The 22609-nt window shown below is 57.1% G+C and carries 24 protein-coding genes; 8 read left to right on the top strand and 16 right to left on the bottom strand.

Annotated features, from left to right (window positions below; genetic code table 11):
• Positions 1-96 precede the first annotated feature (96 nt).
• Positions 97-783 carry a response regulator transcription factor gene (locus CFB02_RS01950; protein ID WP_008173941.1) on the top strand — a complete coding sequence of 229 codons (687 nt, stop codon included), beginning with the start codon at positions 97-99 and terminating at the stop codon, positions 781-783.
• The gene (locus CFB02_RS01955; RefSeq protein WP_088556649.1) at positions 780-2102 is read left to right on the top strand and encodes a sensor histidine kinase; all 1323 of its coding nucleotides are present in this window, start codon (positions 780-782) and stop codon (positions 2100-2102) included. Before CFB02_RS01950 ends, CFB02_RS01955 begins: the two co-directional genes overlap by 4 nt.
• Here CFB02_RS01955 and CFB02_RS01960 read toward each other — a convergent pair.
• The gene (locus CFB02_RS01960) at positions 2058-2258 is read right to left on the bottom strand and encodes a hypothetical protein (protein ID WP_088556650.1); all 201 of its coding nucleotides are present in this window, start codon (positions 2256-2258) and stop codon (positions 2058-2060) included. The two genes, CFB02_RS01955 and CFB02_RS01960, sit on opposite strands and share 45 nt — an antisense overlap.
• Before the next feature lie 12 nt (positions 2259-2270).
• Between CFB02_RS01960 and CFB02_RS01965 the strand changes: the two genes are divergently transcribed.
• The 4 genes from CFB02_RS01965 (at position 2271) to CFB02_RS01980 (ending at position 5273) form a co-directional block, all read left to right on the top strand.
• Positions 2271-2876, top strand: a complete 606-nt coding sequence (locus CFB02_RS01965) for a YigZ family protein (protein ID WP_088556651.1) — start codon at positions 2271-2273, stop codon at positions 2874-2876.
• Positions 2877-2957: 81 nt separating this feature from the next.
• A complete protein-coding gene (locus CFB02_RS01970; protein WP_172835845.1) occupies positions 2958-3485 on the top strand; it encodes a DUF4136 domain-containing protein in 528 nt (175 codons plus the stop codon).
• Between the two features lie 34 nt (positions 3486-3519).
• The gene (locus CFB02_RS01975; protein ID WP_088556653.1) at positions 3520-3876 is read left to right on the top strand and encodes a translation initiation factor Sui1; all 357 of its coding nucleotides are present in this window, start codon (positions 3520-3522) and stop codon (positions 3874-3876) included.
• Positions 3877-4019: 143 nt separating this feature from the next.
• The gene (locus CFB02_RS01980; RefSeq protein ID WP_088556654.1) at positions 4020-5273 is read left to right on the top strand and encodes a D-amino acid dehydrogenase; all 1254 of its coding nucleotides are present in this window, start codon (positions 4020-4022) and stop codon (positions 5271-5273) included.
• Positions 5274-5326: 53 nt separating this feature from the next.
• Here CFB02_RS01980 and CFB02_RS01985 read toward each other — a convergent pair whose 3' ends face one another.
• The 15 genes from CFB02_RS01985 to CFB02_RS02055 form a co-directional block, all read right to left on the bottom strand.
• Positions 5327-6970, bottom strand: a complete 1644-nt coding sequence (locus CFB02_RS01985) for a fatty acid--CoA ligase (RefSeq protein ID WP_088556655.1) — start codon at positions 6968-6970, stop codon at positions 5327-5329.
• Positions 6971-7138: 168 nt separating this feature from the next.
• On the bottom strand, positions 7139-7420 hold the full coding sequence (locus tag CFB02_RS01990; protein ID WP_014577877.1) for a pyrimidine/purine nucleoside phosphorylase: 282 nt from the start codon (positions 7418-7420) through the stop codon (positions 7139-7141).
• Between the two features lie 69 nt (positions 7421-7489).
• Entirely contained in the window at positions 7490-7900 is a 411-nt protein-coding gene (mnhG, locus tag CFB02_RS01995) for a monovalent cation/H(+) antiporter subunit G (RefSeq protein WP_088556656.1), read from the bottom strand.
• Positions 7893-8165, bottom strand: coding sequence for a monovalent cation/H+ antiporter complex subunit F (locus CFB02_RS02000; protein ID WP_088556657.1), 273 nt, complete (start codon positions 8163-8165; stop codon positions 7893-7895). The genes mnhG and CFB02_RS02000 overlap by 8 nt, the downstream gene beginning before the upstream one ends.
• Positions 8166-8174: 9 nt before the next feature.
• Positions 8175-8648 carry a Na+/H+ antiporter subunit E gene (locus CFB02_RS02005; protein ID WP_088556658.1) on the bottom strand — a complete coding sequence of 158 codons (474 nt, stop codon included), beginning with the start codon at positions 8646-8648 and terminating at the stop codon, positions 8175-8177.
• The gene (locus CFB02_RS02010) at positions 8645-10159 is read right to left on the bottom strand and encodes a Na+/H+ antiporter subunit D (RefSeq protein WP_088556659.1); all 1515 of its coding nucleotides are present in this window, start codon (positions 10157-10159) and stop codon (positions 8645-8647) included. The genes CFB02_RS02005 and CFB02_RS02010 overlap by 4 nt, the downstream gene beginning before the upstream one ends.
• A complete protein-coding gene (locus tag CFB02_RS02015; RefSeq protein ID WP_088556660.1) occupies positions 10156-10503 on the bottom strand; it encodes a Na+/H+ antiporter subunit C in 348 nt (115 codons plus the stop codon). The genes CFB02_RS02010 and CFB02_RS02015 overlap by 4 nt, the downstream gene beginning before the upstream one ends.
• A 34-nt stretch (positions 10504-10537) precedes the next feature.
• Complete coding sequence (locus CFB02_RS02020) at positions 10538-10963, bottom strand: Na+/H+ antiporter subunit B (protein ID WP_088556661.1); 426 nt, start codon at positions 10961-10963, stop codon at positions 10538-10540.
• Positions 10960-13269, bottom strand: a complete 2310-nt coding sequence (locus tag CFB02_RS02025) for a putative monovalent cation/H+ antiporter subunit A (RefSeq protein WP_197694032.1) — start codon at positions 13267-13269, stop codon at positions 10960-10962. Before CFB02_RS02025 ends, CFB02_RS02020 begins: the two co-directional genes overlap by 4 nt.
• A 121-nt stretch (positions 13270-13390) precedes the next feature.
• Positions 13391-13723: a Na+/H+ antiporter subunit G gene (locus tag CFB02_RS02030; RefSeq protein WP_088556662.1), complete on the bottom strand. Its 333-nt coding sequence runs from the start codon at positions 13721-13723 to the stop codon at positions 13391-13393.
• Positions 13724-13738: 15 nt separating this feature from the next.
• A complete protein-coding gene (locus CFB02_RS02035; RefSeq protein ID WP_008173972.1) occupies positions 13739-14008 on the bottom strand; it encodes a K+/H+ antiporter subunit F in 270 nt (89 codons plus the stop codon).
• Positions 14005-14493, bottom strand: coding sequence for a Na+/H+ antiporter subunit E (locus tag CFB02_RS02040; protein ID WP_088556663.1), 489 nt, complete (start codon positions 14491-14493; stop codon positions 14005-14007). The genes CFB02_RS02035 and CFB02_RS02040 overlap by 4 nt, the downstream gene beginning before the upstream one ends.
• The gene (locus CFB02_RS02045; protein ID WP_088556664.1) at positions 14493-16010 is read right to left on the bottom strand and encodes a monovalent cation/H+ antiporter subunit D; all 1518 of its coding nucleotides are present in this window, start codon (positions 16008-16010) and stop codon (positions 14493-14495) included. The genes CFB02_RS02040 and CFB02_RS02045 overlap by 1 nt, the downstream gene beginning before the upstream one ends.
• Positions 16007-16375, bottom strand: coding sequence for a Na+/H+ antiporter subunit C (locus CFB02_RS02050; protein ID WP_088556665.1), 369 nt, complete (start codon positions 16373-16375; stop codon positions 16007-16009). Before CFB02_RS02050 ends, CFB02_RS02045 begins: the two co-directional genes overlap by 4 nt.
• Complete coding sequence (locus CFB02_RS02055) at positions 16375-19176, bottom strand: monovalent cation/H+ antiporter subunit A (protein WP_088556666.1); 2802 nt, start codon at positions 19174-19176, stop codon at positions 16375-16377. Before CFB02_RS02055 ends, CFB02_RS02050 begins: the two co-directional genes overlap by 1 nt.
• Before the next feature lie 353 nt (positions 19177-19529).
• Between CFB02_RS02055 and CFB02_RS02060 the strand changes: the two genes are divergently transcribed.
• Together CFB02_RS02060 and CFB02_RS02065 are read left to right on the top strand one after the other, a co-directional pair.
• Positions 19530-21584 (top strand): NADPH-dependent 2,4-dienoyl-CoA reductase, encoded by a 2055-nt coding sequence (locus CFB02_RS02060; protein WP_088556667.1) that lies wholly within the window; start codon positions 19530-19532, stop codon positions 21582-21584.
• Positions 21581-22603 (top strand): CNNM domain-containing protein, encoded by a 1023-nt coding sequence (locus tag CFB02_RS02065; RefSeq protein ID WP_088556668.1) that lies wholly within the window; start codon positions 21581-21583, stop codon positions 22601-22603. The genes CFB02_RS02060 and CFB02_RS02065 overlap by 4 nt, the downstream gene beginning before the upstream one ends.
• Positions 22604-22609 lie beyond the last annotated feature (6 nt).

A 22609-nucleotide genomic window follows, 5' to 3' on the forward strand; every position in this document is an offset into this window, starting at 1 on the left:
GTTCTGCAAAGTGGCCTGGCCCGAATCAGTGGCTTGCGGCTGACGTGTTAGACTTCAGGCAGCAACCGTGGCCGGCACGACAGGTGGAGAAGCAACATGCAGAACAGGGTGTTACTGGTCGAGGACGATGATGAATTGCGGGAATTGCTTGCCCGTTACCTGACCAATCAGGGATTTACCATTCGGGAAGCCGCCAATGGTCGGGACGGCCTCGCCCTGGCGCTGGGTCAGGACTGCGACATTGTGGTGCTCGACATCATGCTGCCGGATATCAGCGGCCTCGAGGTGTTGCGGGAACTGAGGGCAGAGACCCATCTGCCCGTGGTACTGCTGACTGCCCGGGGCGACGAAACGGATCGGATCGTCGGTTTCGAGGTTGGTGCCGATGACTATATTCCCAAACCCTGTAATCCGCGCGAGCTGGTGGCCCGGCTGCAGGCGCTTTTGCGGCGGATTGCCTGGGACCAGAAAACCGAAGTCAATGCGGCCCGGACCTATGGCGACCTCCGTGTCGAGCCGGGTCATCGCCGAATTTACCAGAATGATGTGGCGATGGAGCTGACCGCCACCGAGTACGAGGTTCTGCAGGTTCTTCTGGCACATGCAGGCAGCGTGGTCCGCAAAACCGATCTCATGCAATGGGCGCTGGGCCGACGCCTTGAAGCTTACGACCGCACCCTTGATATGCACATCAGTAACCTTCGCAAAAAGCTGGGCAACGACGACCCGCCCCGTATCGAAACCGTTAGGGGGCTGGGTTACAGCTATAGGGTGCCGGAATGAAACAGCGGCCCATGTTCCCTCTGTTCTGGCGGATCTTCCTGTCGATCTGGCTGGCTATGGCGGTCACCGTGGTGGCCAGTAACCTTGCAACCAGGATGCTTCTGGACCGGGAGCGGGAAGCCATAGAGCGCCAGGCAGGTCTAAGGGATCTGGCCGAAGAAGCTATCGCAATCCGCGACGCCGGCGACCGTGGCGAAGCCTGGCGCTTTCTGCGGGACGAAGGCGAGCGTCTTGAACTGTTTCTGGTGTTGCTCGAACAGGATGAAAACGATGGCAAGCTGCCCTCGTTCATCCGCGACCGCATGAAGTCTGGCTGGTACCCGCAGAAACCCGCGGTACTGGACGTTGGCGGCGGTTACCGGTTGGTGGCCTGGCCACGGGTGCAGGGCGCAGGCTGGCTCAACCCGAGATTCTTCAGGGCCATCGAGCTCGGGCTGGCCCTGCTGATGATTTCACTGGCGTGCTGGTGGATCGCCCGCCTGGTATCGCGACCGTTGAAACACATGGAAAGCACCGCCCAGGCGATTGCGGCCGGTGATAATTCTCTGAGAGTCAGCGAAAAGATCGCCCAACGCCGGGATGAGGTGGGGCAACTGGCCACGGCTTTCAATGCCATGACCGAACAGCTCTGCAGTCTGCTGGAACGCCAGAAACATCTGCTTCGGGATATTTCCCACGATTTGCGAACGCCGCTCACCCGCCAGCGTATCGCCATTGAGCTGGCAAACGAGGCCGGTGCAGATGAAGAGCTGATGGCCAGCATTCTGCGCCAGAACGAACGGCTTGAAACCATGACTGGTCAGATACTGACGTTATACCGGGTTACCGAAGCCGGCGGCGATATCGAGCGCGAGCCCCTCCGGCTGGTGCATGTGATCAATCAAGTCCTCAAGGATGCAGCGGACTATGCCGAACACCAGGGTGTGGACTGCAAACTCGTGGTGTCGCCGGAAAGTTCAAGGGCGTCGGTGCTGGGTGATGAAGGGCTTTTACAGCGAGCCATCGACAACATCCTGCAGAATGCCCTCGACCACACGCCACCTGGCAGGGCTGTTCATCTGGCCGTGACGGTGGCCGATGACTGGTTGACGCTAGCGGTTGATGACGAGGGGCCGGGCGTTCCGGATGAGCTGATCGGCCAGCTTTTCGAGCCGTTCTTCCGCGCAGACAAGTCTCGCGGGGGCACGGGCTGGGGGCTTGGCCTGGCCATTGCCAGAGACATCGTAGCGGCCCACGATGGCATGATCGGGGCAGCAGCGGGAGAAACTGGCGGCTTACGGGTGACGATTCGCCTTCCGGTGTTTTTCGGGGGCGGCTGACTCCGGCTCCGGGTCGGAAGGTTTCAGTTTTTCGGCGCCGGAAAAGTCGATACCCTCCTGCAGCTCGTCTTCGTCAAAGCGGATTCCGCAGGCCGCTTTTCGAATCTTCGCGGGCTTTGCCGTGCCCGGGTTGTTGTATTCGTCTTCAGAGGCCATAGGTCGTTGTCCATGAAAAAAGATTACCCCGTTCCCGCAGGATACCTTGAGCGTGAAACGGAAGTGAAGAAAAGCCGGTTCATTGCCCGGGTAGCCCCGGTGAGTTCGCGGGAGGAGGTGAAGGACTGGCTGGAACAGGCTCACCGGGACCATCCGGATGCCCGGCATATCTGCTGGGCCTACCAGATCGGGCGTCCCGGTTCTGCCGCCGAAGCTGGCATGAACGATGATGGTGAACCGTCCGGAACGGCCGGGAAGCCGATTCTCAACGTGATTCAGCACAAGGATATGGGGGATGTGCTGGTGATGGTGATCCGGTACTTTGGCGGCATCAAACTGGGTGCCGGTGGCCTGGTGCGAGCCTATGCCGGAGCTGCAGAGAGCGTGCTGTCGGCTGTTGACCGGGTGGTCCAGAAACCCTTGGTGTACGCGCTGGTGCTCCTGTCTTTTGCTGACGAGCAACCGCTGCGGCACTGGTGTGAGATGAACGGGGCATCGGTTGAATCGGTGGATTACGGGGCCGCGGTGCGGGCTGGTGTTCTGGTTCCCGAGGACCAGGTCGAAGCATTCGGAGCTTTCTGCGATGCCCATAAACTGGATTACAGTTTTGAAAGGTGACGGATCCCGGGGGCATCGTTGTGCGTCTGCGAGGCGTATACTATTCGTAAATCTGAGTCTCAATCGAGGACAGGAATCATGATGCGTTTTCTGATGTTAGCGGTTGTTGCACTGGCCATGACCGGTTGTGCCAGCAACGTGGTGACCGACTACAACTCTTCCGTAGTTTTCGGTAATTATTCCTCCTGGGCGTTTGCCGGAGGCACCGATTCGTCTTCCTTTACCTCACTCGACGGCACTCGGGTGCGCAGTGCCGTTGAGCGAGAGCTGAATCGCAAAGCGCTGAAACAGGTCCCTGAAGCAGAGGCCGACTTGCTGGTTAGCTGGCAGATCGTGCCCGAAGAGCGTCTTGAGCAGACGGGGGTGGGACTCGGATTTGGTTTTGGTAGCGGGAATTTCGGCTGGGCCCTGTCTGCGCCGCCACCGGTACGTGAAATTAAAGAGGGCAAGCTGGTTGTAGAGCTGGCAGACAGCAAGTCGAAAGAAGTTGTCTGGCGAGCCGCCAGCCGGCGCTATCTCAATGAAAACCAGTCACCCGAGACTCGAAGAGAACTGATCGACGAGGTCGTGGCCGAAATGTTTACCAAGTATCCTCCTGGTCTCGATTGAAGGCGTTACAAGGCAGGAATAGCACGGAGACAGAATGAAGAAGCGATCTGAGGGCGGTCTGGTTTTTTCGACCGAGCAGGGGCGCATGTGCCCGGATTGCCGTAACCCCGTGAATGAATGTACCTGCGGTACATCATCACGGCCTGTCGGGGATGGCATTGTCAGGGTAAGCCGGGAGACAAAGGGCCGCAAGGGCAAGGGTGTCACCCTGATTACCGGCATTCCACTGGACGACAAAGAACTGAAAGCCTATGCCAAGGTGCTGAAAGCCAAATGCGGCACCGGTGGCACAGTAAAAGATGGTGTGGTCGAAATCCAGGGTGACCAGCGGGACCTTCTGGTTCCGCTGCTTGAGCAAAAGGGGTGGACGGTGAAGCGCGCCGGTGGCTGATGGTATAACACGCAAATCCCCCACGCTCACGTTACAATAGAGCCCGCATTAACAAATCCCGAGTTTCATACCAACCGGAATCTGGCCAGAAATCCCTGCAATTATGCCGTTGGATGGCGGATTCTGTTCGACCGGAGGCAAGCATGCATATACTGGTTTTGGGCGCAGGCGTTGTGGGCACTACCACGGCCTGGTATCTGCAGAAGCAGGGGCACCAGGTAACTGTGGTTGATCGTCAGAACCAGGCCGGCCTGGAAACCAGTTATGCCAACGGCGGTCAGATCTCCGTTTCCCATGCTGAGCCGTGGGCCAACCCGTCAGCCCCTCTGAAAGTCATGAAATGGCTGTTCCAGCCCGACGCGCCCTTGCTGTTCCGGCCAAGACTGGATCCCGCCCAGTGGCGCTGGGCGCTCTCTTTTCTGGGGCAGTGCACCTCGGCGCGGGCTGCCCACAACATTCGCCAGATGGTAAATCTTGGCACCTACAGCCGCAGCCAGTTGCAGGCCCTGCGTAAGGAAGCGGGCATAGAGTACAACCATCTCGAGAAGGGCATCCTGCACTTCTACACCAATCCTGCAGAGTTTGACGGTGCCATGGAGCCGACCCGGATCATGCAGGATCTGGGATGTGACCGTCAGATTATCGATGCAGACCGGGCGGTAGAGCTGGAGCCGGCACTCAAGCCGATCCGCAACCGGATTGCCGGGGCAACCTACACCTCGGAAGATGAATCCGGTGATGCCCGGCTCTTTACCCAGAACCTCGCAAAACGCTGCGCGGAGGCCGGCGTAGAGTTCCGGTACGGCACTGAAATCCTGAGCTTCGAACGCGCCGGCGAGCGGGTACTTGGGATCCAGACCCTCCGTGACGGCCATCATGAGACGCTGCGCGCGGATGCCTATGTCCTGAGCATGGGCAGCTTCAGCGCGGCGCTCGCCCGGCAGCTCGGTATTTTCCTCAACATTTACCCGGCCAAAGGCTATTCAATTACGGTACCGGTGAAGAACGAGGAGGCGGCGTTCAATGTCAGCCTCACTGACGACGAGTACAAGCTGGTTTATTCCCGCCTGGGTGATCGTATGCGCGTGGCTGGCACGGCCGAACTAAACGGCTACAGCCGGAAACTGAACTACACCCGCTGCCGCGCTATCGTGCGCCGCACAGCAGAAGTCATGCCCGAAGCAGGATATTGGGATCAGGCCGAGTTCTGGACCGGTTTACGGCCTGCGACGCCCTCCAACGTGCCGTACATCGGAAAAAGCCACTTCGCCAACCTCTACCTGAATACCGGACACGGTACCCTTGGATGGACCCATTCCTGTGGTTCCGCCGCGGCCCTTGCGGATATTATTGACGGCCGCAATCCTGAGGTGGATTTTACGTTCTCCGGTCTATAAAAAAGGGGCCAGATGAGGTGTGTCATCTGGCCCCTTCCCAAACGCCTCACTGATTACTGCAACTGATCCCGAATCAGTTTCTTGTTGATCTTGCCAACACTGGTCTTCGGAATATCTTCCACGAAATCAATATGCTCCGGGATCGCCCATTTATTGATCTCGCCGCTTTCCACAAACTGCTTCAGATGGTTCTGGATATCCTCGGCACTGGCTTGCTCGCCCGGCTTCAGGGTGACCAGAGCATGCGGGCGTTCGCCCCATTTCTCATCGGGCACGCCAACCACGGCAGCACCGGCGACAGCGGAATGCTGGCTGATCAGGTTTTCCAGATCCAGTGAAGACAGCCACTCACCACCGGTCTTGATCACGTCCTTGATGCGATCCTTGATGGTGATGGTGTTGTCCGGCTCCATGGAAGCCACGTCGCCGGTGTGAAGCCAGCCACCTTCCCAGAGCTGTTCGCCTTTCTCGGGCTCCTTGAAGTATCCCTGGGTAAGCCATGGCGCACGGGCCACGATCTCTCCCTTGGCCTCGCCATCATGGGGGACCGGGTTGCCTTCGGGGTCCACAATTTCCAGCTCAACCATGGGCGTCGCAATACCGGTCTTCACCCGGATCGCAGTTTGCTGCTCAAGAGGCAGTTCCAGGTCTTCGGGTTTCAGGTGCGACGCGCAGAGCAGCGGACAGGTCTCAGACATGCCGTAGGCGGTGTAAAGTTTGATGCCGAGCTTGGCCCCGGCGTCGCAAAGCCCTTTGGTGAGTGCGCTGCCGCCGATCAACACGTGCCAGTTGCTCAGGTCTGCCGTCTTGATGGATTCGGTGGCCATCATCATCTGCATGATGGTGGGCACGCAGTGGGAGAAAGTCACTTTGTGTTCCTTGAGCAGATCGACCAGCAGCTCGGGCTCATATCGGCCGGGGTAGACCTGCTTGATGCCCATCATGGTGGCGGCATAGGGCACACCCCAGGCATGAACGTGGAACATGGGCGTTACCGGCATGTAAACGGACGAGGAACGCATCAGCGGCATCTCATCGAACGACGCCACGGTGCCCGTCATGGCAAGTGTATGCAGGACCAGCTGGCGGTGGCTGAAGTAGACGCCTTTGGGATTGCCGGTGGTGCCGGTGGTGTAGAAGGTGGTCGCTACACTGTTTTCGTCGAAATCGGGGAAGTCGAACTTGTCATTGGCCCTGGCGAGAAGGTCCTCATACTCCCCGACAGCCTCAACGGGTGCCTGTTGTGCGGTATCGCTGTCGGTGAGCTGGATCCAGGTCTTGACCGTTTTGATCTCGTCTTTGACGGCCTCGATGATCGGGAGGAAGTCGTCGTGAACCAGGACAACATCGTCTTCGGCGTGGTTCATGGTGTAAACGATCTGGTCCGGTGACAACCGGATGTTGACGGTGTGCAGAACGGCGCCAATCATTGGAATGGCAAAGAAACACTCCAGGTACCGGGGGGTATCCCAGTCCATGACCGCAACGGTATCGCCCGGTTTCACGCCGGCATCGGTCAATGCGTTTGCCAGGCGGTGAATGCGCTCGACGAGATCGGTATAGGTGTACTTGCTGCGGTTGGAGTAGACAATTTCCTGGTCGGGATTGTACCTGGGGCCCGAGAGTAGGAGTTGTTTGATCAGCAGCGGGTACTCATAGGCGTTTTCAGCCGGGGGTAGAATGCGGGTCTGTGCCATTGCTTGTTTCCTCTTTCCCAGTTGTTTGTGTTATCACGAGAAACAGGAATAAATCTGACACAGATTGGCTGAAACAGGAACCGGTAAGAGTGAAAAAATGCAGAGCGAACGGTGGCTTAGATGCAAGCTCCGTTTCGCTCTGCGGACGTGTCCGTCAGGCCGGCAGTATTACTCGTAAGTGCAGAGGTAAGCGGTATCGATGTCGGTCTTTGCCTTGAAGCTGGCCTGGCCCGCTACGTCAAAACTCTCGCCGGCACCGTAGGTCATCCACTCTTCCATGCCCGGGAGCAGGACTGTGAGCGCACCGCTGATGACAGTCATGGTTTCTTTCTTGCTGGTGCCGAACTCATACTCGCCCGGGCTGATCACGCCAACGGTGGCTGGCAGGGTCGAGGTCTGGAAGGAAATGGATTTGGCCTGGCCTTCGAAATATTCATTTACTTGCAGCATATGCTGGCTCCTCGAATAAGTGGGCAGCCTACTATACGGGAATTTCGTGCACTTCCAATGACAAAATGATCAGCCGGGACGGTCTTCCTCCTCCTTCTGAGGCTCTATCTTTTCCTCGCTGGTATCGAGTCCACTCCTGAGCTCATGGCTGTCGGAGTCATAGCGCTCGCGCAGCTCATCTTTTACGGTCCCTTCCCAGAGTTCTATGCCGGTGAAATACCCGGCCCTGCCGATGACATGAGCGGCAATAGGGGCAGTCAGAAGAATAAACACGACAATGGCGATCGCTCTTGCCACCACGGTGCTGTCTGCAAAATAGAATGCAACGCCACCCATGGTCAGCATTGCCCCAAGAGCACCCGCCTTGGTGGTGGCATGCATTCGGGTGGGAAGGTCCGGCAACCTCAGAATCCCAATAGCTGCCAGAACCATAAAAGAAGCGCCCGCAAGCAGCAGAACGGAAACCAGCACCTCAGTCATCTTTGACTCCTCCTCTTTCCACGAATCGGGCAAAGCCAATCGCTGCGAGGAAGGCCGTAAGCGCGATCACGATCGCAACGTCGAGGAGACTGGCGACGCCAGTTTCAATCGCATGCACTCCGACATAGCCAACGACAACGGATGCAATCAGTTCCAGCGCAACGACCCTGTCTGGTAAGGAGGGGCCGCGGGTTAGCCGTATAAAGGCGAAAAGCAGCGCCAGCGACAACATGAAGTAAACGATATTAATCGAAACGGCAAGCATGGCGATCCCCTAGCGCATAACCTTCAGAATGCGACGTTCCAGTTCTCTGAGATCATCCCTCAGCTGCTCCTCATCATGAAGAAACATGGCATGGATGAACAGAACCTTCCGATCATCCGATACATCCAGACTCAGTGTGCCCGGAGTGAGAGATATCACACTGCTGACAAACAGAATTTCCATGTCCGTTTCTGCACGTAAAGGAAATGCAATCACACCGGGCTTCATATGCCAGACAGGTGTGGCAACGTCGTAAGCAACTTTAAAATTGGATTTGATCAGTTCTTTCAGAAAAAAGATCAGGAAAGCGGCAACGCGGGGAATCCTGCGAGAGTAACCCTTCAAAACCGGTACCTGCTTCTGCAGCACCATGAGTGCGCCGTATCCGAACAAGAAACCCGCCAACAGGTTCATCGCAGTTACGCTGCCGGTCAGGGTCACCCAAGCCAGAGCCAACAGCAGATTCCAGAACAGACCGATCACTGCGACTGCCCTCCCAGAACCGCCTCAATATACAATTGGGGGTTCATTAACTGGTCAGCGGCCGTTTCGGCCAGGATGTAAATAGGCTGGCCATAAAGACCGATAATCATCGTACATATCGCGAGGCCTACAACAGGCACGTAGAAAGCCCAGCTCTGCTTGTCCCGGACTTCGCCGTTTAGCCTGCGCGTATCGGTCACGTGTTCTGGCAGCTTCTTCCAGAACACTTCCGCCCAGATCTTGATCATTGAATACAGTGTCAGCAGGCCAACCAGCAGAGCGATCCCCGAGACGACGTATTCACTGGCCTCCAGGCTTGCCTTTACAACAATGAACTTGGCGAAGAAACCCGATAAGGGCGGAATCCCGGCAAGAGACAGGGCAGGAATCAGGAATAACAGAGCCAGGTAGGGGCGCTGGCGATAAACGCCTCCAAGATCTTTCAGCTCGTAGCTGCCGAGCAGGCGATAGGTAATGCCGCTGACCAGGAACAGATTCGTTTTCACGATGATGTGGTGCATGATGTAGAACACCCCGCCGATCAGCGCCAGGGGTGTGAACAGGGCTAGCCCGAGAATCATATAGCCGATCTGGCTGATGATGTGAAAAGAGAGTATGCGCCTGAACTCGAACTGTGCCGCGGCACCAAGCACCCCTGTCAGCATAGTCAGGGCGGCCGCCCAGAGCAGTATCGTGTGGGTATAGCCGACGTCCTGCGTGAAAATCAGTGTGAAAACCCGATAGAGCGCGTACACCCCCACCTTGGTGAGCAGTCCTGCGAACAGTGCCGAAACGGCAACCTGAGGGGTGTGATAGGAAGCGGGAAGCCAAAAAAACAGCGGGAACGCTGCCGCCTTGATGCCAAAGGACACCATGAACAGCAGGGAAACCACCGTAACCATGCCGGGGTCATCGACGCTGTTTACCTTTTGAGCGATGTCCGCCATGTTCAGGGTGCCGACCATGCCGTAGAGCAAGCCCACTGCCGAAAGGAAAATGGCCGACGAGAACAGGTTCAGGGTGACATACTTGATAGCACCCTCCATTTGCGCGCGCTCTCCCCCAAGGGTTAGCAAAGCGAAGGAAGCGAGCAGCATCACCTCGAACCAAACGAACAGGTTGAATATGTCGCCGGTCAGGAAGGCGCCTGCGACGCCGGCGAGCAACAGATGCATCAGGGGATAATAGCCGAATTTTTCATGGCCTTCCGGAGTCGAGGCCAGGGAATAAATCGCAATGGCCAGCCCGATGATGCCGGTAAGCAAAATCATGATGGCGCCCAGCACATCCGAGACAAACACGATGCTGAAGGGCGCGGGCCAGCTGCCCATTTCAACAACCAGAAAGCCATGCTCGACGGTCAGGCGCATCAGCCAGATGCTCGCCGCCAGCAGCAATCCTGTGCCAGCGACGGCAATGACCCGCTGCATGCGTATGGAGCGCCAAAAGGCCAGGGAGAGTGCCCCGGCCACCAAGGGGATCAGAATCGGGAGAACAGGTGCCAGGTTCAAGTATCGGTATCCTTCATCTTGTCCAGGTCATCGGTTCCAACCACTTCGTAGGCGCGCCGGATCAAAACGACGGCAAAAGCAAGAACGCTGAAGGCGATTACGATGGCAGTGAGGACGAGTGCTTGTGGCAGGGGGTCTGCCACTGCGCCTACGATCTGGTCTGCACCCTCTGGAATCAGGGGTGGGGCACCTCGTGTCAGGCCTGCGACGACGAAAATCAGCAGGTTGGCTGAGTTGCTCAGAATGATCAGGCCTATGACGAGTTTCACGATAGATCGCCTCAGCATCATGTAAATGCTGGCGGTAAACAGCAGACCGATTACGTAAGCCATCAAGGTTGCCATTAGTGGCCTCCCTCCCTACAGATCAATGATCGAGTCATTCTTCGGCCTCCATCAAGCCGATCACAAAGGTCATCAGCGTTCCCAGCACAGTCAGGTATACGCCGATGTCGAAGATCAATACTGTCGACAGTTTCAGATAGCTTTCGCCGGGCAGGGGAAGTTCCCACCAGTGAGCGGTAAGCATTGGCTGACCGGACCAAAGGGCGGGAAGCGTCGACGCCAGGGCGAACAACAACCCTGCAGCCAGAATATCGCGAGGGGTGACCCGCAGAAGTTTGCGGGTTGATTCGGCGCCGAAGGAAAATGCATAGAGCACGAAAGCGCTTGCGGCGACCAGGCCACCGATAAAACCGCCGCCCGGCTCGTCGTGGCCGCGCAAAAGCAGGAAAATCGAAAACATCAGTTGCAGCGGGACGATCGCCAGTGCTGCGGTGTTCAGGATCAGGGTGCTGGACTTCATGATTTATTCTGATCCTCCGCCTTCAATTTGAGCATGGAGTAGACGCCGACAGCAGCCAGGGCCAGAACAAAAATTTCCCCCAAGGTATCGAGCTGCCGGAAATCCACCAGAATCACGTTGACGATGTTTTTGCCAAATGCCAGTCCAGCGCTGTTCTCGACGTAGTAGCTGGAAATGCTCTCAAAGTACTGGATATCCAGCACTGCGAGGATGAGGAATGTCATTACAATGCCGGCAAACACTGCGACCGCCAGGTCCCGGTAGCGTTCCCACGGTGACGAAAGGTTAACGAAGGGAGGCAGTTTGAAGAGCACCAGGACCAGAAGTATGACTGTGAGCGTTTCAACGAGCAGTTGAGTGATTCCCAGGTCCGGAGCGCTGAAGTGGATAAAGATCAGGGCGACGCCAAAACCGAGCACGCCAACGGAGGCAACGGAGCCCAGCCGGGATTTGGTTGCGCAGGCGAAGATGGTTGATGCGACCAGCAGAAGGGCGATGCCGAACTCGTAGAAATAGCCGTCGCTGAAATCAAAATCCAGATGAAATCCTTCCCGGCTGAACAGGGTGTAGCCCGTGAGGCCGAAAGTAACCAGCACGAGGATCAGCAGATAAATGCCAAGAACACCATTTTGAAGTAGCCGGGTTTGCCAGTCTGCAACTTGCGTGATTCCCAGCATAAACCGGAAATACCCTGCTTCCGGACCAATCCGGCTGCCTGCGCTGTTTATGGCGTAAAGGTTTGGCTGCAGCCGCTGCCATTTGTAGAACAGTAGCGACCCGATCAGAAGGCTGGTCCCAGAAAGAATCAGCGGAATATTTATGCCATGCCAAAGCGCCAAGGCTGTCTGGACGGAGCCGCCGTGGACTGAGGAGATTGCAGAATCCAGTACAATGCTGGCGGGTACAAAGGGAACGACACCGAAAATCAGCGCTAACAGGGAAAGCACTGCCGGGCCGACCAGCATTCCAAAAGGGGCTTCGTGCGGTTTTTTCGGCGTTCTGCGAACTTCCCCGAAGAACGGTTTTATTGCAACCAGACCTGCCACCGCGACCACCAGAATGGCAGAAGCGACGGCCATGACCAGCAGGCCCATGGACCACAAGGGCGCCTTGAGCAATGACTCAAGCATCAGTTCCTTGGCGACGAAACCAAACAGGGGTGGCAGGCCTGCCAGCGAGAGTGCGGCCAGGCAGGTGATTGCCGCGGTAAGAGGCATGCTTTGCCTGAGACCTCCCATCTTTGTAATGTCCTTGGTGCCGGTCTCGTGGTCCAGAGCACCGGCGAGCATGAACAAGGCGCCTTTGTACAAGGAGTGGGCAAGCAGGAAGCAGATGAAAGCGGTGATGGCCAGCTCGGTACCAACACCGATCAGCATGGTCAGGGTACCGAGGGCCATCACCGTGGAGTAGGCCAGCACCTTCTTGATGCCAGTGCTGCTGAACGCCAGATAGGCTCCGGTCAGCATAGTTGCAGCCCCGAAAAGCATCAGTGAGCCACTCCAAAGCGCGTCCCCGCCCATGGATGGATTGAGACGGGCCAATAGATAAACGCCTGCCTTGACCATCGTTGCCGAGTGCAGGTAGGCAGAGACCGGTGTGGGGGCCGCCATGGCATTGGGCAACCAGAAATGGAACGGCACCTGAGCTGATTTCGTGAAAGCGCCGATGAGAATGCAAATTGTCGCTGCGGTGTAAAGGGCGTGTTCTTGAATTTGCAGATCGGAAGCAAGGATCTCAGCGAACGAATAGCTTCCGGTCATAAAGCCGAGCAATATCAAGCCGGCCATCAGGACGAGGCCGCCCCCGGCGGTTACGAAAAGTCCCTGGAGTGCACACTTGCGTGCTTCCTCGTCCTCGTGGTTGAAGCCAATCAGCATGTAGGAGGTGATGCTGGTTAACTCCCAGAACACAAAGAACGCGATGAGGTTATCGGATAAAACCAGCCCCAGCATCGACGCCATGAACGACAGCATGATGACGTAGAACCGCCCCAGATCCTTGTGACCTTTCAGATAGGAGCCGGCATAAATCAGGATGAACGTACCGATGCCACTGATAAGCAGGGCAAAGACCAGAGACAGACCGTCAACGATGAAATCGAGGCTTATATCGAGGCCAGGCATCCACTGGTACTCGATCAGGAGCTTTTCACCATCGCTGATTGCGGGAATCAGGCTGGCAAAATAAACGGTAAGTGAGGCGGGCAGAAGCGCCAGAAGCCATCCGATGTGCTGGCCGGCCAAGCGGCGGAGCGCCGGCACCGCAAATGCCAGTAAAAAACCAGATAGTACAGCCAGTAACATCATTTAAGGGTGCTCCGTTAGAACCCGGTTCTCAGTGTTATGCAGTTATCAGACTCCGGCCTTTGCACTTAGATCATACGCTGCTAAGCGAAAATCGATACAACATGTTGCGGCAGCGAAAGCTTCATTGATCCCAGGTTTGGCCGCGGGTGTTTTTGGTAGTCTTGACCTCCAGGTGCATGGCGGCTTTGGCCAGGAAGTTAGCGCTTACGGGCGCTGTCATGAACAGAAAGGCAGTGATCAGGACCTCTTCAACGCCGATGCCCTTGCCGAGGGTACTGAAATAAATCACCGAGCTGACAACAATGGCGCCCACGCCGACGGTGGTTGCCTTGGTCGGGCCGTGCAAGCGGGTGTAAAAATCCGGCAGGCGGGCCAGGCCAATCGCCCCGATAAGAGTAAAGGCGCCACCGACAAGCAGCAAAGCGGAAATGGCGTATTCTGCGAAGGTGCTCATCAGGTTTTCTCCGGGTTATTCAATGACGCTGCCGCGCTTGAGGTATTTTGCCATTGCAACGGTTCCGACGAATCCCATCACCGCAATGAGCAGGGCGGACTCGAGGTACATCCGTGTTTGTAGCGTTATACCAAGCAGCACGATAAGTGCGATGGCATTGACGTAAAGAGTGTCGAGTGCCAACACTCTATCGGGCGCATCCGGCCCTTTGATCACGCGATAAACGTTCAGCAAGGCTGCCAGCGTGACCATGGCGATGGTGATGTAGAGCGCAATAAGAATCATCGGAACATCTCCAGCAGTGGCTTCTCATAACGGGCTCGAATCGTATCGATGACTTCCTGCTCATCCTCGGCGTCCAGTGAATGGATGAGGATCAGTTTGTTGTCATCACTGACATCGGCACCTACCGTTCCGGGCGTCAATGAGATAGTGCTGACCAGAATGCTGATGGCGAGGGGGTGATCCAGTTCCAGAGGATAACAGATGAACATCGGGCGCGGCTGCCGGGGGCTGAGTATGAGCTTTGCCACTTCAACACTGGCAACAATAATATCCCATAGAACTCGCAACGCGTAGGCTGGCGCCCGCCAACCCCTGATTACAGCGGGGCGGTCGGGCCAGAATCCCCGGGTCAGTTGGGGTATCCCCCAGGCAAGTATAATGCCCATTACGACACTGCCCCCGCTTATGCCGTCACTCAGAAACTGCCAGGTGACGAACAGGGTCAGGCTTAGCCAGGGCTGAGGAAAACTGAGGCGATCAAGCATTAGTTGTCCTCCCCGACCATGGGCGTCTGCAAGATTTCGATGTAAGCGTCGCTGTTGTGCAGTTGCGCTGCCGTTGCATCGGTATAGTTCATAATGGGGCCGGCCAGTACAACCATGACAATGGCCATGGCAGTGAGTGCTCCCGCTGCCACGGAAATTCGGCCATTGAGCGGATCCGGTTTTTCCAGATGACCATCCACGGTGCGCCAGAACACGATGCTACCAGCGCGGCTGTAGGCAATGAGGGTCAGGAAGCTGCCGATCAGCAGTACTGACCATAGCCAGGCCATCTCGGCTCCCGATTCAACAGACTGCAGAATCAGCACCTTGCCAAAGAAACCACTCAGAGGCGGCAGACCGGCCGCAGCGACGGCACCAACCAGGAACAGAACACTCAGGAAGGTCCGGCTCTGCATTTTAGGCGCTGTAACAATGCGGTCTTTCGCTGAACCTCGCTGGTTAGCGACCAGCTCAGCAACAAGGAACAGGCCGCCCACCGTCCAGGTCGTGCTTAGAAGGTAGAAAAGGGCGGCAGACAGTCCGGCTTCGGAGCCAAGTGCAATTGGAGCCAGCAAGGTGCCTACCGAAATGATCACCTGCCAGGCAACCAGTGTCTTCAGAGTGCCGGACCCCAGTGCCCCGATAACGCCCATGGCCAGGGTAGCCAGGGCAATCGGGAACAGCCAGTCCATGCCGAGGTTGGCGAGCTTGCCTGCATCGTCGCCGAAGACCAGCAGATAGACTCGCAAGATGGCGTAAATGCCAACCTTGGTCATAACCGCAAACAATGCCGCAACCGGTGCCGTCGCTTTTGAATAGGCCCTTGGGAGCCAGAAGCAAAGGGGCAGAATGGCGGCTTTAAGGCCGAAGACTACCAGTAACATCATGCCTCCGGCTTTGACGATGTTCAGGCCTTCTCCGGAGATTTGGGGAACCTTCACCGCGAGATCCGCCATGTTCAGTGTGCCGGTGACGCTGTAGATCATGCCGACGCTGATCAGGAACACCGCAGAACCGATCAGGTTCAGCACGACATAGTGCAGGCCCGGAACCGTTCTGACTGTTCCGCCGCCATGCATCAGTAGACCATATGACGCGATGAGCAGAACCTCGAAAGCAACAAACAGGTTGAACAGGTCGCCGGTGAGGAAAGCAATGTTCAGCCCCATGAGCTGGAACAGGAACAGGCCGTGGAACTGGCGGTTCCCTTCATCGGCACCGCCTATTGCAAAGAGGTGACAGAAAAGGGCCAGAATGGCGGTCATGATCAGCATCAGGGCAGCCAATCGGTCCAGCACCAGCACGATCCCGAACGGGGGCTGCCAGTTGCCGAATGCATAGATCCGATAACTGTCATCGCTTGCCATGACCAGGAGCACGATGGCGGATACCAGCATCAGTACCGTTGTGGCCAGAGCCAGCGTCCGCCTCAGGCGGATAGGCGCGTAGCCCATAAAGGCCTGGAGAATGCCGCCGAGCAGGGGAATAAGAATAGGAGCGGTAAGCCAGTGGTTCATTTACCGGTAACCTCCGATTCTTCCTCCGGTGCGGGTGATTTGTAGGGCTGCTTGCCATCCACATGATCGTCCTCATTGTCTGCCAGGTTGCGCAGGGACAGCACGACAACAAATGCGGTCATGGCAAAGCCAATGACAATAGCGGTAAGCACCAGCGCTTGCGGCAGCGGATCCGCGTAGCTGCTGGCAGTACCGATGATCGGCTGCTGGCCTGTAGCCAGGCGGCCACTGGAGAACAGAAACAGGTTGACGCCGTAAGACAGCAGCGTCAGGCCAACAACCACGGGGAAGGTGCGAGCGCGCAGAATCAGATAGACGCCGGAAGCTGTCAGTGCGCCGATCACCAATGCGAATACCAGCTCCATTACGCACCCTCCTGTTTGGGCCTGATCGCAGAATGAGGAGACAGACGCCCGACCGTCACCAGTGACAGCAGCGTGGCACCGATGACCGCGAGATAGACGCCCAGATCAAAGATCAGCGCTGAGGCGACCTCGAATTTGCCCACTACCGGCCAGGTTATGTAATCGAAGGTAGAGGTAAGGAACGGGTAACCGAAGGCGAAGCTGCCCAAACCGGCAATCGTTGCAAATAACAGGCCCAGACCGATGACGTTATGGTAGCGGAGTCGGATTCGATCCTCTGTCCACTCCATGCCGTTGGCGATGTATTGAAGAATCAGGGCAATGGAGGTGATCAGACCGGCGATAAAGCCACCGCCTGGCAGGTTGTGGCCGCGCAGGAAAATGAAAGCGGACACCATCAGGGCAAGCGGTAGCATTGGCCGGGCAATCAGACTCAGCATCAGAGGGTGAGCATCCCGTGCCCATGCGTGACCGGCGCCGTCGCTTGGTGGTGGCGTCAACGCGGTGTCCCTGAGCATGGCGTAGATGCCAAGGGCGGCAATGGCGAGGACTGTAATTTCACCCAGGGTGTCGAAGCCACGGAAGTCGACGAGAATAACGTTGACCACATTGGTGCCACCGCCACCGGGTTTACTGTTCTCCAGGAAGAACTCAGAGATAGAGCTGAATGGCTGAGTCAGCATGGCAAGCGTTACAAGGGTCATTCCAATACCCGCGACTGCCGCAATAGCAATATCCCGCATACGACGCCCAATCGTTGCTTCGATGGGCGTCCAGGGGCGCATGTAATAGATTGCGAGCATCAGCAGGACGATGGTGACAACTTCCACAGAGAGCTGGGTCATAGCCAGGTCCGGCGCCGAAAAGCGGGCGAAGGCCAGAGCCACGACTAGCCCGACAACACTCAGGAGAACCAGTGCATAGAAGCGCTGTCGATGAAGTCCTGCTGTGGCGAAAGCGCAGAGTATCAGTACCGCGGCCGCAATCGCCGTTGGGGCGTCCACCGGGCTCAAGCCGTTTTCACCGATAAAAATCCCGAGATCGAGCAGCGGCATGGCTGCAACGACGATCACGCTGAGTAACAACAGTAATGCGTAGCGTTGCAGCGAACCATTCTCAACGCGCGATGTGAGGCGGTTGGCAAGGTCGACGACCTTCAGGACAACGCTCTCGAATACGGCTTTCTCATCGATTTCCTTGAAGCGGGCGTGGAAATCGAAGAAGCGCTGACGTTGGCTGTACATGAGCAGGCCGCCAAAGAATGCGACAAAACTCATGAGCAGCGGAAGGTTGAAGCCGTGGTAGACAGAAAGGGTATATTCGGGCACATCGCCGCCAAGCGTGGCCGAAGCGGCAATATAGAGTAGCGGTCCCACCGCCACCGCAGGGAAAAGGCCAACCATAATGCAGGCGAACACCAGGATCTCCACCGGAAATTTCATATAGCGGGGAGGTTCATGCGGCGGGTAAATGGGAAGATCCACGGGCTTGCCGTTGAAGAATACATCGTGGACAAAACGTGCTGAGTAAGCCACAGCGAAAATACCCGCGAGTGTTGCAACGATCGGTGGTAGCCAGGCCCAGAGCCCTGGCAGGTTCAGCTCCAGGGATTCGGCAAAGAACATCTCCTTGCTCAGGAAGCCGTTCAGCAGTGGAACGCCTGCCATGGATGAGGCGGCCACCATGGCCAGGGTTGCGGTGTGTGGCATGTAGCGCCAAAGGCCATTGATGCGCCGCATATCCCGGGTGCCGGTTTCATGGTCGATGATACCGGCGGCCATAAACAGGGAGGCTTTGAAGGTGGCGTGGTTAATTACGTGGAAAACCGCAGCCACGGCGGCAAGCTGGGTGCCCATGCCGAACAGCAGGGTGATCAGGCCCAGGTGACTAACCGTTGAGTGGGCAAGCAGGCCTTTCAGGTCGTGCTTGAACATGGCCACATAGGCACCAATGAGCAGGGTGGCCATGCCGGTAAAGCTGACCATGTAGAACCACTGTTCAGTGCCTGCCAGGGTGGGATATAGCCGGGCCATGAGAAAAATACCGGCTTTGACCATGGTGGCAGAGTGCAGGTAGGCCGAGACCGGTGTCGGTGCCTGCATGGCGTGAGGCAGCCAGAAATGGAACGGGAACTGGGCCGATTTGGTGAACGCGCCCAGCAGAACCAGGGTCAGAGCGACCGGATACATGGCATGAGCCTTAATCTGGTCTCCGGCTGCCAGCACGTCATCAAGTTCGAAGCTGCCAACAATGTTGCCGATGATCAGAATGCCGGCGAGCAGTGCAAGGCCGCCGCCGCCGGTTACCGCGAGTGCCATTCGGGCACCACGGCGGGCGTCCTGTTTATGGGTCCAGAAACTGATCAACAGGAACGAGGTCAGGCTGGTCAGTTCCCAGAAAATCATCATCAGGAGCAGGTTGCTTGAGAGCACGATGCCGAGCATCGAGCCCTTGAAGCAGAGCAGCAGGGCATAGAACTTGCCAACGTTCTCGTATGCCTTCAGATAATAGCGGGCGTAGAGAATGATCAGCAGCCCGATAATCAGGATCAGCAGCGCGAACAGTAGCGAGAGGCCGTCCAGCCGGAAACTCAGGGACAGGCCAAGTGCCGGCAGCCACTCGTAGCTATGCAGGACCACGCCGCCATCGGCCAGTGTTTCCCAATGAGGAAAAAGGGCTGCGAGCGCGATCAGCGCGGGTACAGAAGATGCAACGGCAATCGCCGTTCTGCCGCCTTGAGCGAAAAGGGGCGCGGCTATGGCACCCAGAAAAGGCAGTAAAACAACCAGCGGTAGCGACATCGCAACCTCGTTATTGGTTTTCTTTTACGTGAGTATCGAAGGCATGTTTGCCTGAGTCTAGTCTCCGGCCGGCCACCCTGCCTGTTAAGCACCGATGCTCCTTCGGCATCGAAGTTGGGGTGGATCAGCGGAGAGCAGGCGGGTCCGGAAAGTACGGTAAACGGCCCCGGTGCCGCGCGATGTCAGCGGTAACAGGTGGGCGGGTAACTCTTGTGCAGCCGAAGGACCTTGCGGTCATGGTTGCTCCGTCAGTCAAACTTGATTGCCGATGATACGTGGCCCGTTCGTAAGGTCAAGTCAACATGCCATTGATCAGGTGTATACTCGCGATAAATATTTATTGAGAGACTTCCATGAGCGATACCTATCCCAACCTTCTGAAACCCCTGGATCTCGGCTTTACTGAACTCAAGAACCGGGTGCTGATGGGGTCCATGCACACGGGCCTGGAAGACAGGTTCTGGAACATCCACAAGTTCGCGCGCTATTTTGCCGAGCGCGCAGAAGGCGGCGTTGGGCTCATGGTGACGGGCGGTTTCTCGCCCAATCTGGTTGGGCAGCTGGCCCCCCTTGCCTCCACCATGAACAACCGGGCTACGGCTCTTTTGCATCGGCATGTGACCGGCGCGGTGCATGAGGCAGGCGGTAAGATCTGTATGCAGATCCTGCACGCAGGGCGTTATGGCTACCAGCCTCTCATTGTCTCGGCGTCGGCAACCAAAGCGCCGATCAGCCCGTTCAAGGCCCGCGCCCTCTCCTCGAAAGGGGTAGAGCGGCAGATCAACGATTTCGTCAATGCCGCAAAACTTGCAAAGTTTGCGGGTTATGATGGCGTCGAGGTGATGGGCTCCGAAGGCTATTTCATCAACCAGTTTTTGTGTGAGCGGACCAACAAGAGAACGGACAAGTGGGGTGGCCCTTACGAGAACCGTATGCGCCTGCCCGTGGAGATTGTCCGCCGTATGCGCGAAGCTGTTGGGCCTGAATTCATCATTATCTACCGGTTGTCCATGCTGGACCTGGTCGAGGGTGGCCAGACCTGGGATCAGATTGTGACGCTGGGCAAGGCCATTGAGCAGGCAGGAGCCACCATCATCAATACCGGGATCGGCTGGCATGAAGCCCGGGTGCCCACCATCGTTACCTCGGTTCCCCGGGGCGGCTTCGCCGATGTCACCGCCAAGTTCTACGGCGAAGTGGATATCCCGGTGTGTACCACCAACCGCATCAACACCCCCGAAAAAGGAGAAGAGATTCTTGCCGCCGGAAAGGCGGATATGGTGTCGATGGCCCGGCCTCTGTTGGCAGACAGTGAGTTTGTTCGCAAAGCCGAGCAGGGGCGCAGTGACGAAATCAACACCTGCATTGCCTGCAACCAGGCGTGTCTTGACCATGCCTTTCAGGCCAAGCGGGCATCGTGCCTTGTAAACCCGAGGGCCTGCCACGAAACCGAGCTGGTGTTGACGGTAGCGCCGGTTGTGCGCCGGGTGGCAGTGGTGGGGGCCGGACCTGCGGGGCTGGCAGCAGCGACCACCGCCGCGAAACGGGGCCACAAGGTGACCCTTTTCGACGCGGACGATCGGATTGGCGGTCAGTTCAACTACGCCAAACGCATCCCGGGCAAGGAAGAATTCTACGAAACCCTTCGTTATTACCAGCGCCAGATAGAGCTGTTGGAGATCGACCTGAAGCTGGGCACACGCGTGGACGCGGACTCACTCAAGGCCCACGGATTTGATGATGTGGTGATCGCCACTGGCGTGAAGCCGAGAACACCGGCAATTGAAGGCATCGATCATCCCAAGGTGCTCGGGTACCTCGATGTGCTCCGTCACAACAAACCGGTTGGTGAGACTGTGGCGGTTATTGGTGCCGGCGGTATAGGCTTCGATGTCAGCGAGTTCCTGACACACGACTTCAGCCACCATCCCGAAGGCGAGCAGGTCAGCGTTGCCGACTGGCAGGCGGAATGGGGCGTCGACCCGGACTTCGATGGCCCCGGGGGCCTGGCCGAGCGCCAGCCAACACCGTCGCCCCGAAAGATTTACCTGATGCAGCGAAAAACCGGCAAGGTCGGCGGCGGTCTGGGCAAGACGTCGGGTTGGGTGCACCGCAACAGCCTGAAGCACCGTGAAGTCGAGATGCTGAGGGGCTGTCGCTATGAGCGGATTGACGACCAGGGGCTGCATATCTCCCTGACCGACAAAGATGGCAAGGTCACGGAGAGTCGGGTGTTGGCTGTGGACAATGTGATTATTTGTGCAGGCCAGGAACCTTATCGGGAACTTTTCGACGAGTTATCGGACTCTGGGGTGACCGCGCATCTGATCGGCGGTGCAGACATCGCCGAAGAATTGGACGCCAAACGGGCCATCCGGCAGGGAACGGAAGTCGCAGCCAAATTATGACATTACTAATTGCCTTCGCAGTGCTTTCGATTGGCTTCTCCTTTTTATGCTCCATTCTAGAGGCGGCCTTGCTTTCGGTGACTCCGAGCTATATCGCCTCACTAAAAAAAGAGAAGCCGAAGCTTTTCGCGCGCTTGCGAAAACTGAAAGATAATGTGGACGATCCGCTGTCTGCAATCCTTACACTGAACACGGTTGCCCACACCGTGGGCGCGACCGGCGTTGGCGCCCAGGTGACTGTGGTTTTTGGGGAAGCCTGGCTCGGCATTGCCTCTGCGGTAATGACCCTGGCTATCCTGATATTCTCGGAAATTATTCCTAAAACCATTGGCGCCAAATACTGGCGGAGTATTGCGCCACGGCTGCCAGCTATTCTGGGGTTCATGATCAAGGCGCTGCTGCCGTTCATCTGGTTGTCCAAACAGGTCACCCGCCGAATTGGGTCTGGTGAGGCCGACGTTGATATCCGTGCGGAGATCAGCGCCCTGGCGGAGATAGGCAAGGATCAGCAGGCCCTGGACGAAGAAGAACGGCGCATGATTCACAACGTCCTGCGATTCCACGAGATCAAGGTCAGTTCTGTGATGACACCAAGGACGGTCTGCAAATACGTTGATCCGGGCATCACTTACGACCAGTTCCGGGAGCAGGTCAGAAAATCACCGTTCTCCCGATACCCGGTAATCGATGAGGAAGGCGAGGCGCTCGGCTACCTGCATCGGGCAGATCTGATCAACCTCGATTCCGATGTCGACCTGCTCGATCACATGCGCAAGATCAAGCGAGTGAAAGGCAACACCAACATCGAATTCCTGTTTTCAGACATGCTGCGAGAGCGGCAACACCTGGCCGTTGTCTATGACGAATTGGGAACCTGGCTGGGAATAGTGACGCTGGAGGACATACTGGAGACACTTTTGGGCACGGAAATCATGGATGAAACCGATAATGTCTCGAACCTCCGCCGGTATGCGAAGCAGCGCTGGAGCCGCCGTCTGAAGAAGTATGGCTCCGGATAGAAGGGT

The sequence above is a fragment of the Marinobacter sp. es.042 genome, assembly GCF_900188315.1.
GTDB lineage: Bacteria > Pseudomonadota > Gammaproteobacteria > Pseudomonadales > Oleiphilaceae > Marinobacter.

Excerpts from the sequence above, each read along its gene's own strand:
- CFB02_RS01950 (WP_008173941.1), top strand. The coding sequence starts at position 97 with ATGCAGAACAGGGTGTTACTGGTCGAGGACGATGATGAATTGCGGGAA.
- CFB02_RS01955 (WP_088556649.1), top strand. The coding sequence starts at position 780 with ATGAAACAGCGGCCCATGTTCCCTCTGTTCTGGCGGATCTTCCTGTCG.
- CFB02_RS01960 (WP_088556650.1), bottom strand. The coding sequence starts at position 2,258 with ATGGCCTCTGAAGACGAATACAACAACCCGGGCACGGCAAAGCCCGCG.
- CFB02_RS01965 (WP_088556651.1), top strand. The coding sequence starts at position 2,271 with ATGAAAAAAGATTACCCCGTTCCCGCAGGATACCTTGAGCGTGAAACG.
- CFB02_RS01970 (WP_172835845.1), top strand. The coding sequence starts at position 2,958 with ATGCGTTTTCTGATGTTAGCGGTTGTTGCACTGGCCATGACCGGTTGT.
- CFB02_RS01975 (WP_088556653.1), top strand. The coding sequence starts at position 3,520 with ATGAAGAAGCGATCTGAGGGCGGTCTGGTTTTTTCGACCGAGCAGGGG.
- CFB02_RS01980 (WP_088556654.1), top strand. The coding sequence starts at position 4,020 with ATGCATATACTGGTTTTGGGCGCAGGCGTTGTGGGCACTACCACGGCC.
- CFB02_RS01985 (WP_088556655.1), bottom strand. The coding sequence starts at position 6,970 with ATGGCACAGACCCGCATTCTACCCCCGGCTGAAAACGCCTATGAGTAC.
- CFB02_RS01990 (WP_014577877.1), bottom strand. The coding sequence starts at position 7,420 with ATGCTGCAAGTAAATGAATATTTCGAAGGCCAGGCCAAATCCATTTCC.
- mnhG (WP_088556656.1), bottom strand. The coding sequence starts at position 7,900 with ATGACTGAGGTGCTGGTTTCCGTTCTGCTGCTTGCGGGCGCTTCTTTT.
- CFB02_RS02000 (WP_088556657.1), bottom strand. The coding sequence starts at position 8,165 with ATGCTTGCCGTTTCGATTAATATCGTTTACTTCATGTTGTCGCTGGCG.
- CFB02_RS02015 (WP_088556660.1), bottom strand. The coding sequence starts at position 10,503 with ATGGCAACCTTGATGGCTTACGTAATCGGTCTGCTGTTTACCGCCAGC.
- CFB02_RS02020 (WP_088556661.1), bottom strand. The coding sequence starts at position 10,963 with ATGAAGTCCAGCACCCTGATCCTGAACACCGCAGCACTGGCGATCGTC.
- CFB02_RS02025 (WP_197694032.1), bottom strand. The coding sequence starts at position 13,269 with ATGATGTTACTGGCTGTACTATCTGGTTTTTTACTGGCATTTGCGGTG.
- CFB02_RS02030 (WP_088556662.1), bottom strand. The coding sequence starts at position 13,723 with ATGAGCACCTTCGCAGAATACGCCATTTCCGCTTTGCTGCTTGTCGGT.
- CFB02_RS02035 (WP_008173972.1), bottom strand. The coding sequence starts at position 14,008 with ATGATTCTTATTGCGCTCTACATCACCATCGCCATGGTCACGCTGGCA.
- CFB02_RS02040 (WP_088556663.1), bottom strand. The coding sequence starts at position 14,493 with ATGCTTGATCGCCTCAGTTTTCCTCAGCCCTGGCTAAGCCTGACCCTG.
- CFB02_RS02045 (WP_088556664.1), bottom strand. The coding sequence starts at position 16,010 with ATGAACCACTGGCTTACCGCTCCTATTCTTATTCCCCTGCTCGGCGGC.
- CFB02_RS02050 (WP_088556665.1), bottom strand. The coding sequence starts at position 16,375 with ATGGAGCTGGTATTCGCATTGGTGATCGGCGCACTGACAGCTTCCGGC.
- CFB02_RS02055 (WP_088556666.1), bottom strand. The coding sequence starts at position 19,176 with ATGTCGCTACCGCTGGTTGTTTTACTGCCTTTTCTGGGTGCCATAGCC.
- CFB02_RS02060 (WP_088556667.1), top strand. The coding sequence starts at position 19,530 with ATGAGCGATACCTATCCCAACCTTCTGAAACCCCTGGATCTCGGCTTT.
- CFB02_RS02065 (WP_088556668.1), top strand. The coding sequence starts at position 21,581 with ATGACATTACTAATTGCCTTCGCAGTGCTTTCGATTGGCTTCTCCTTT.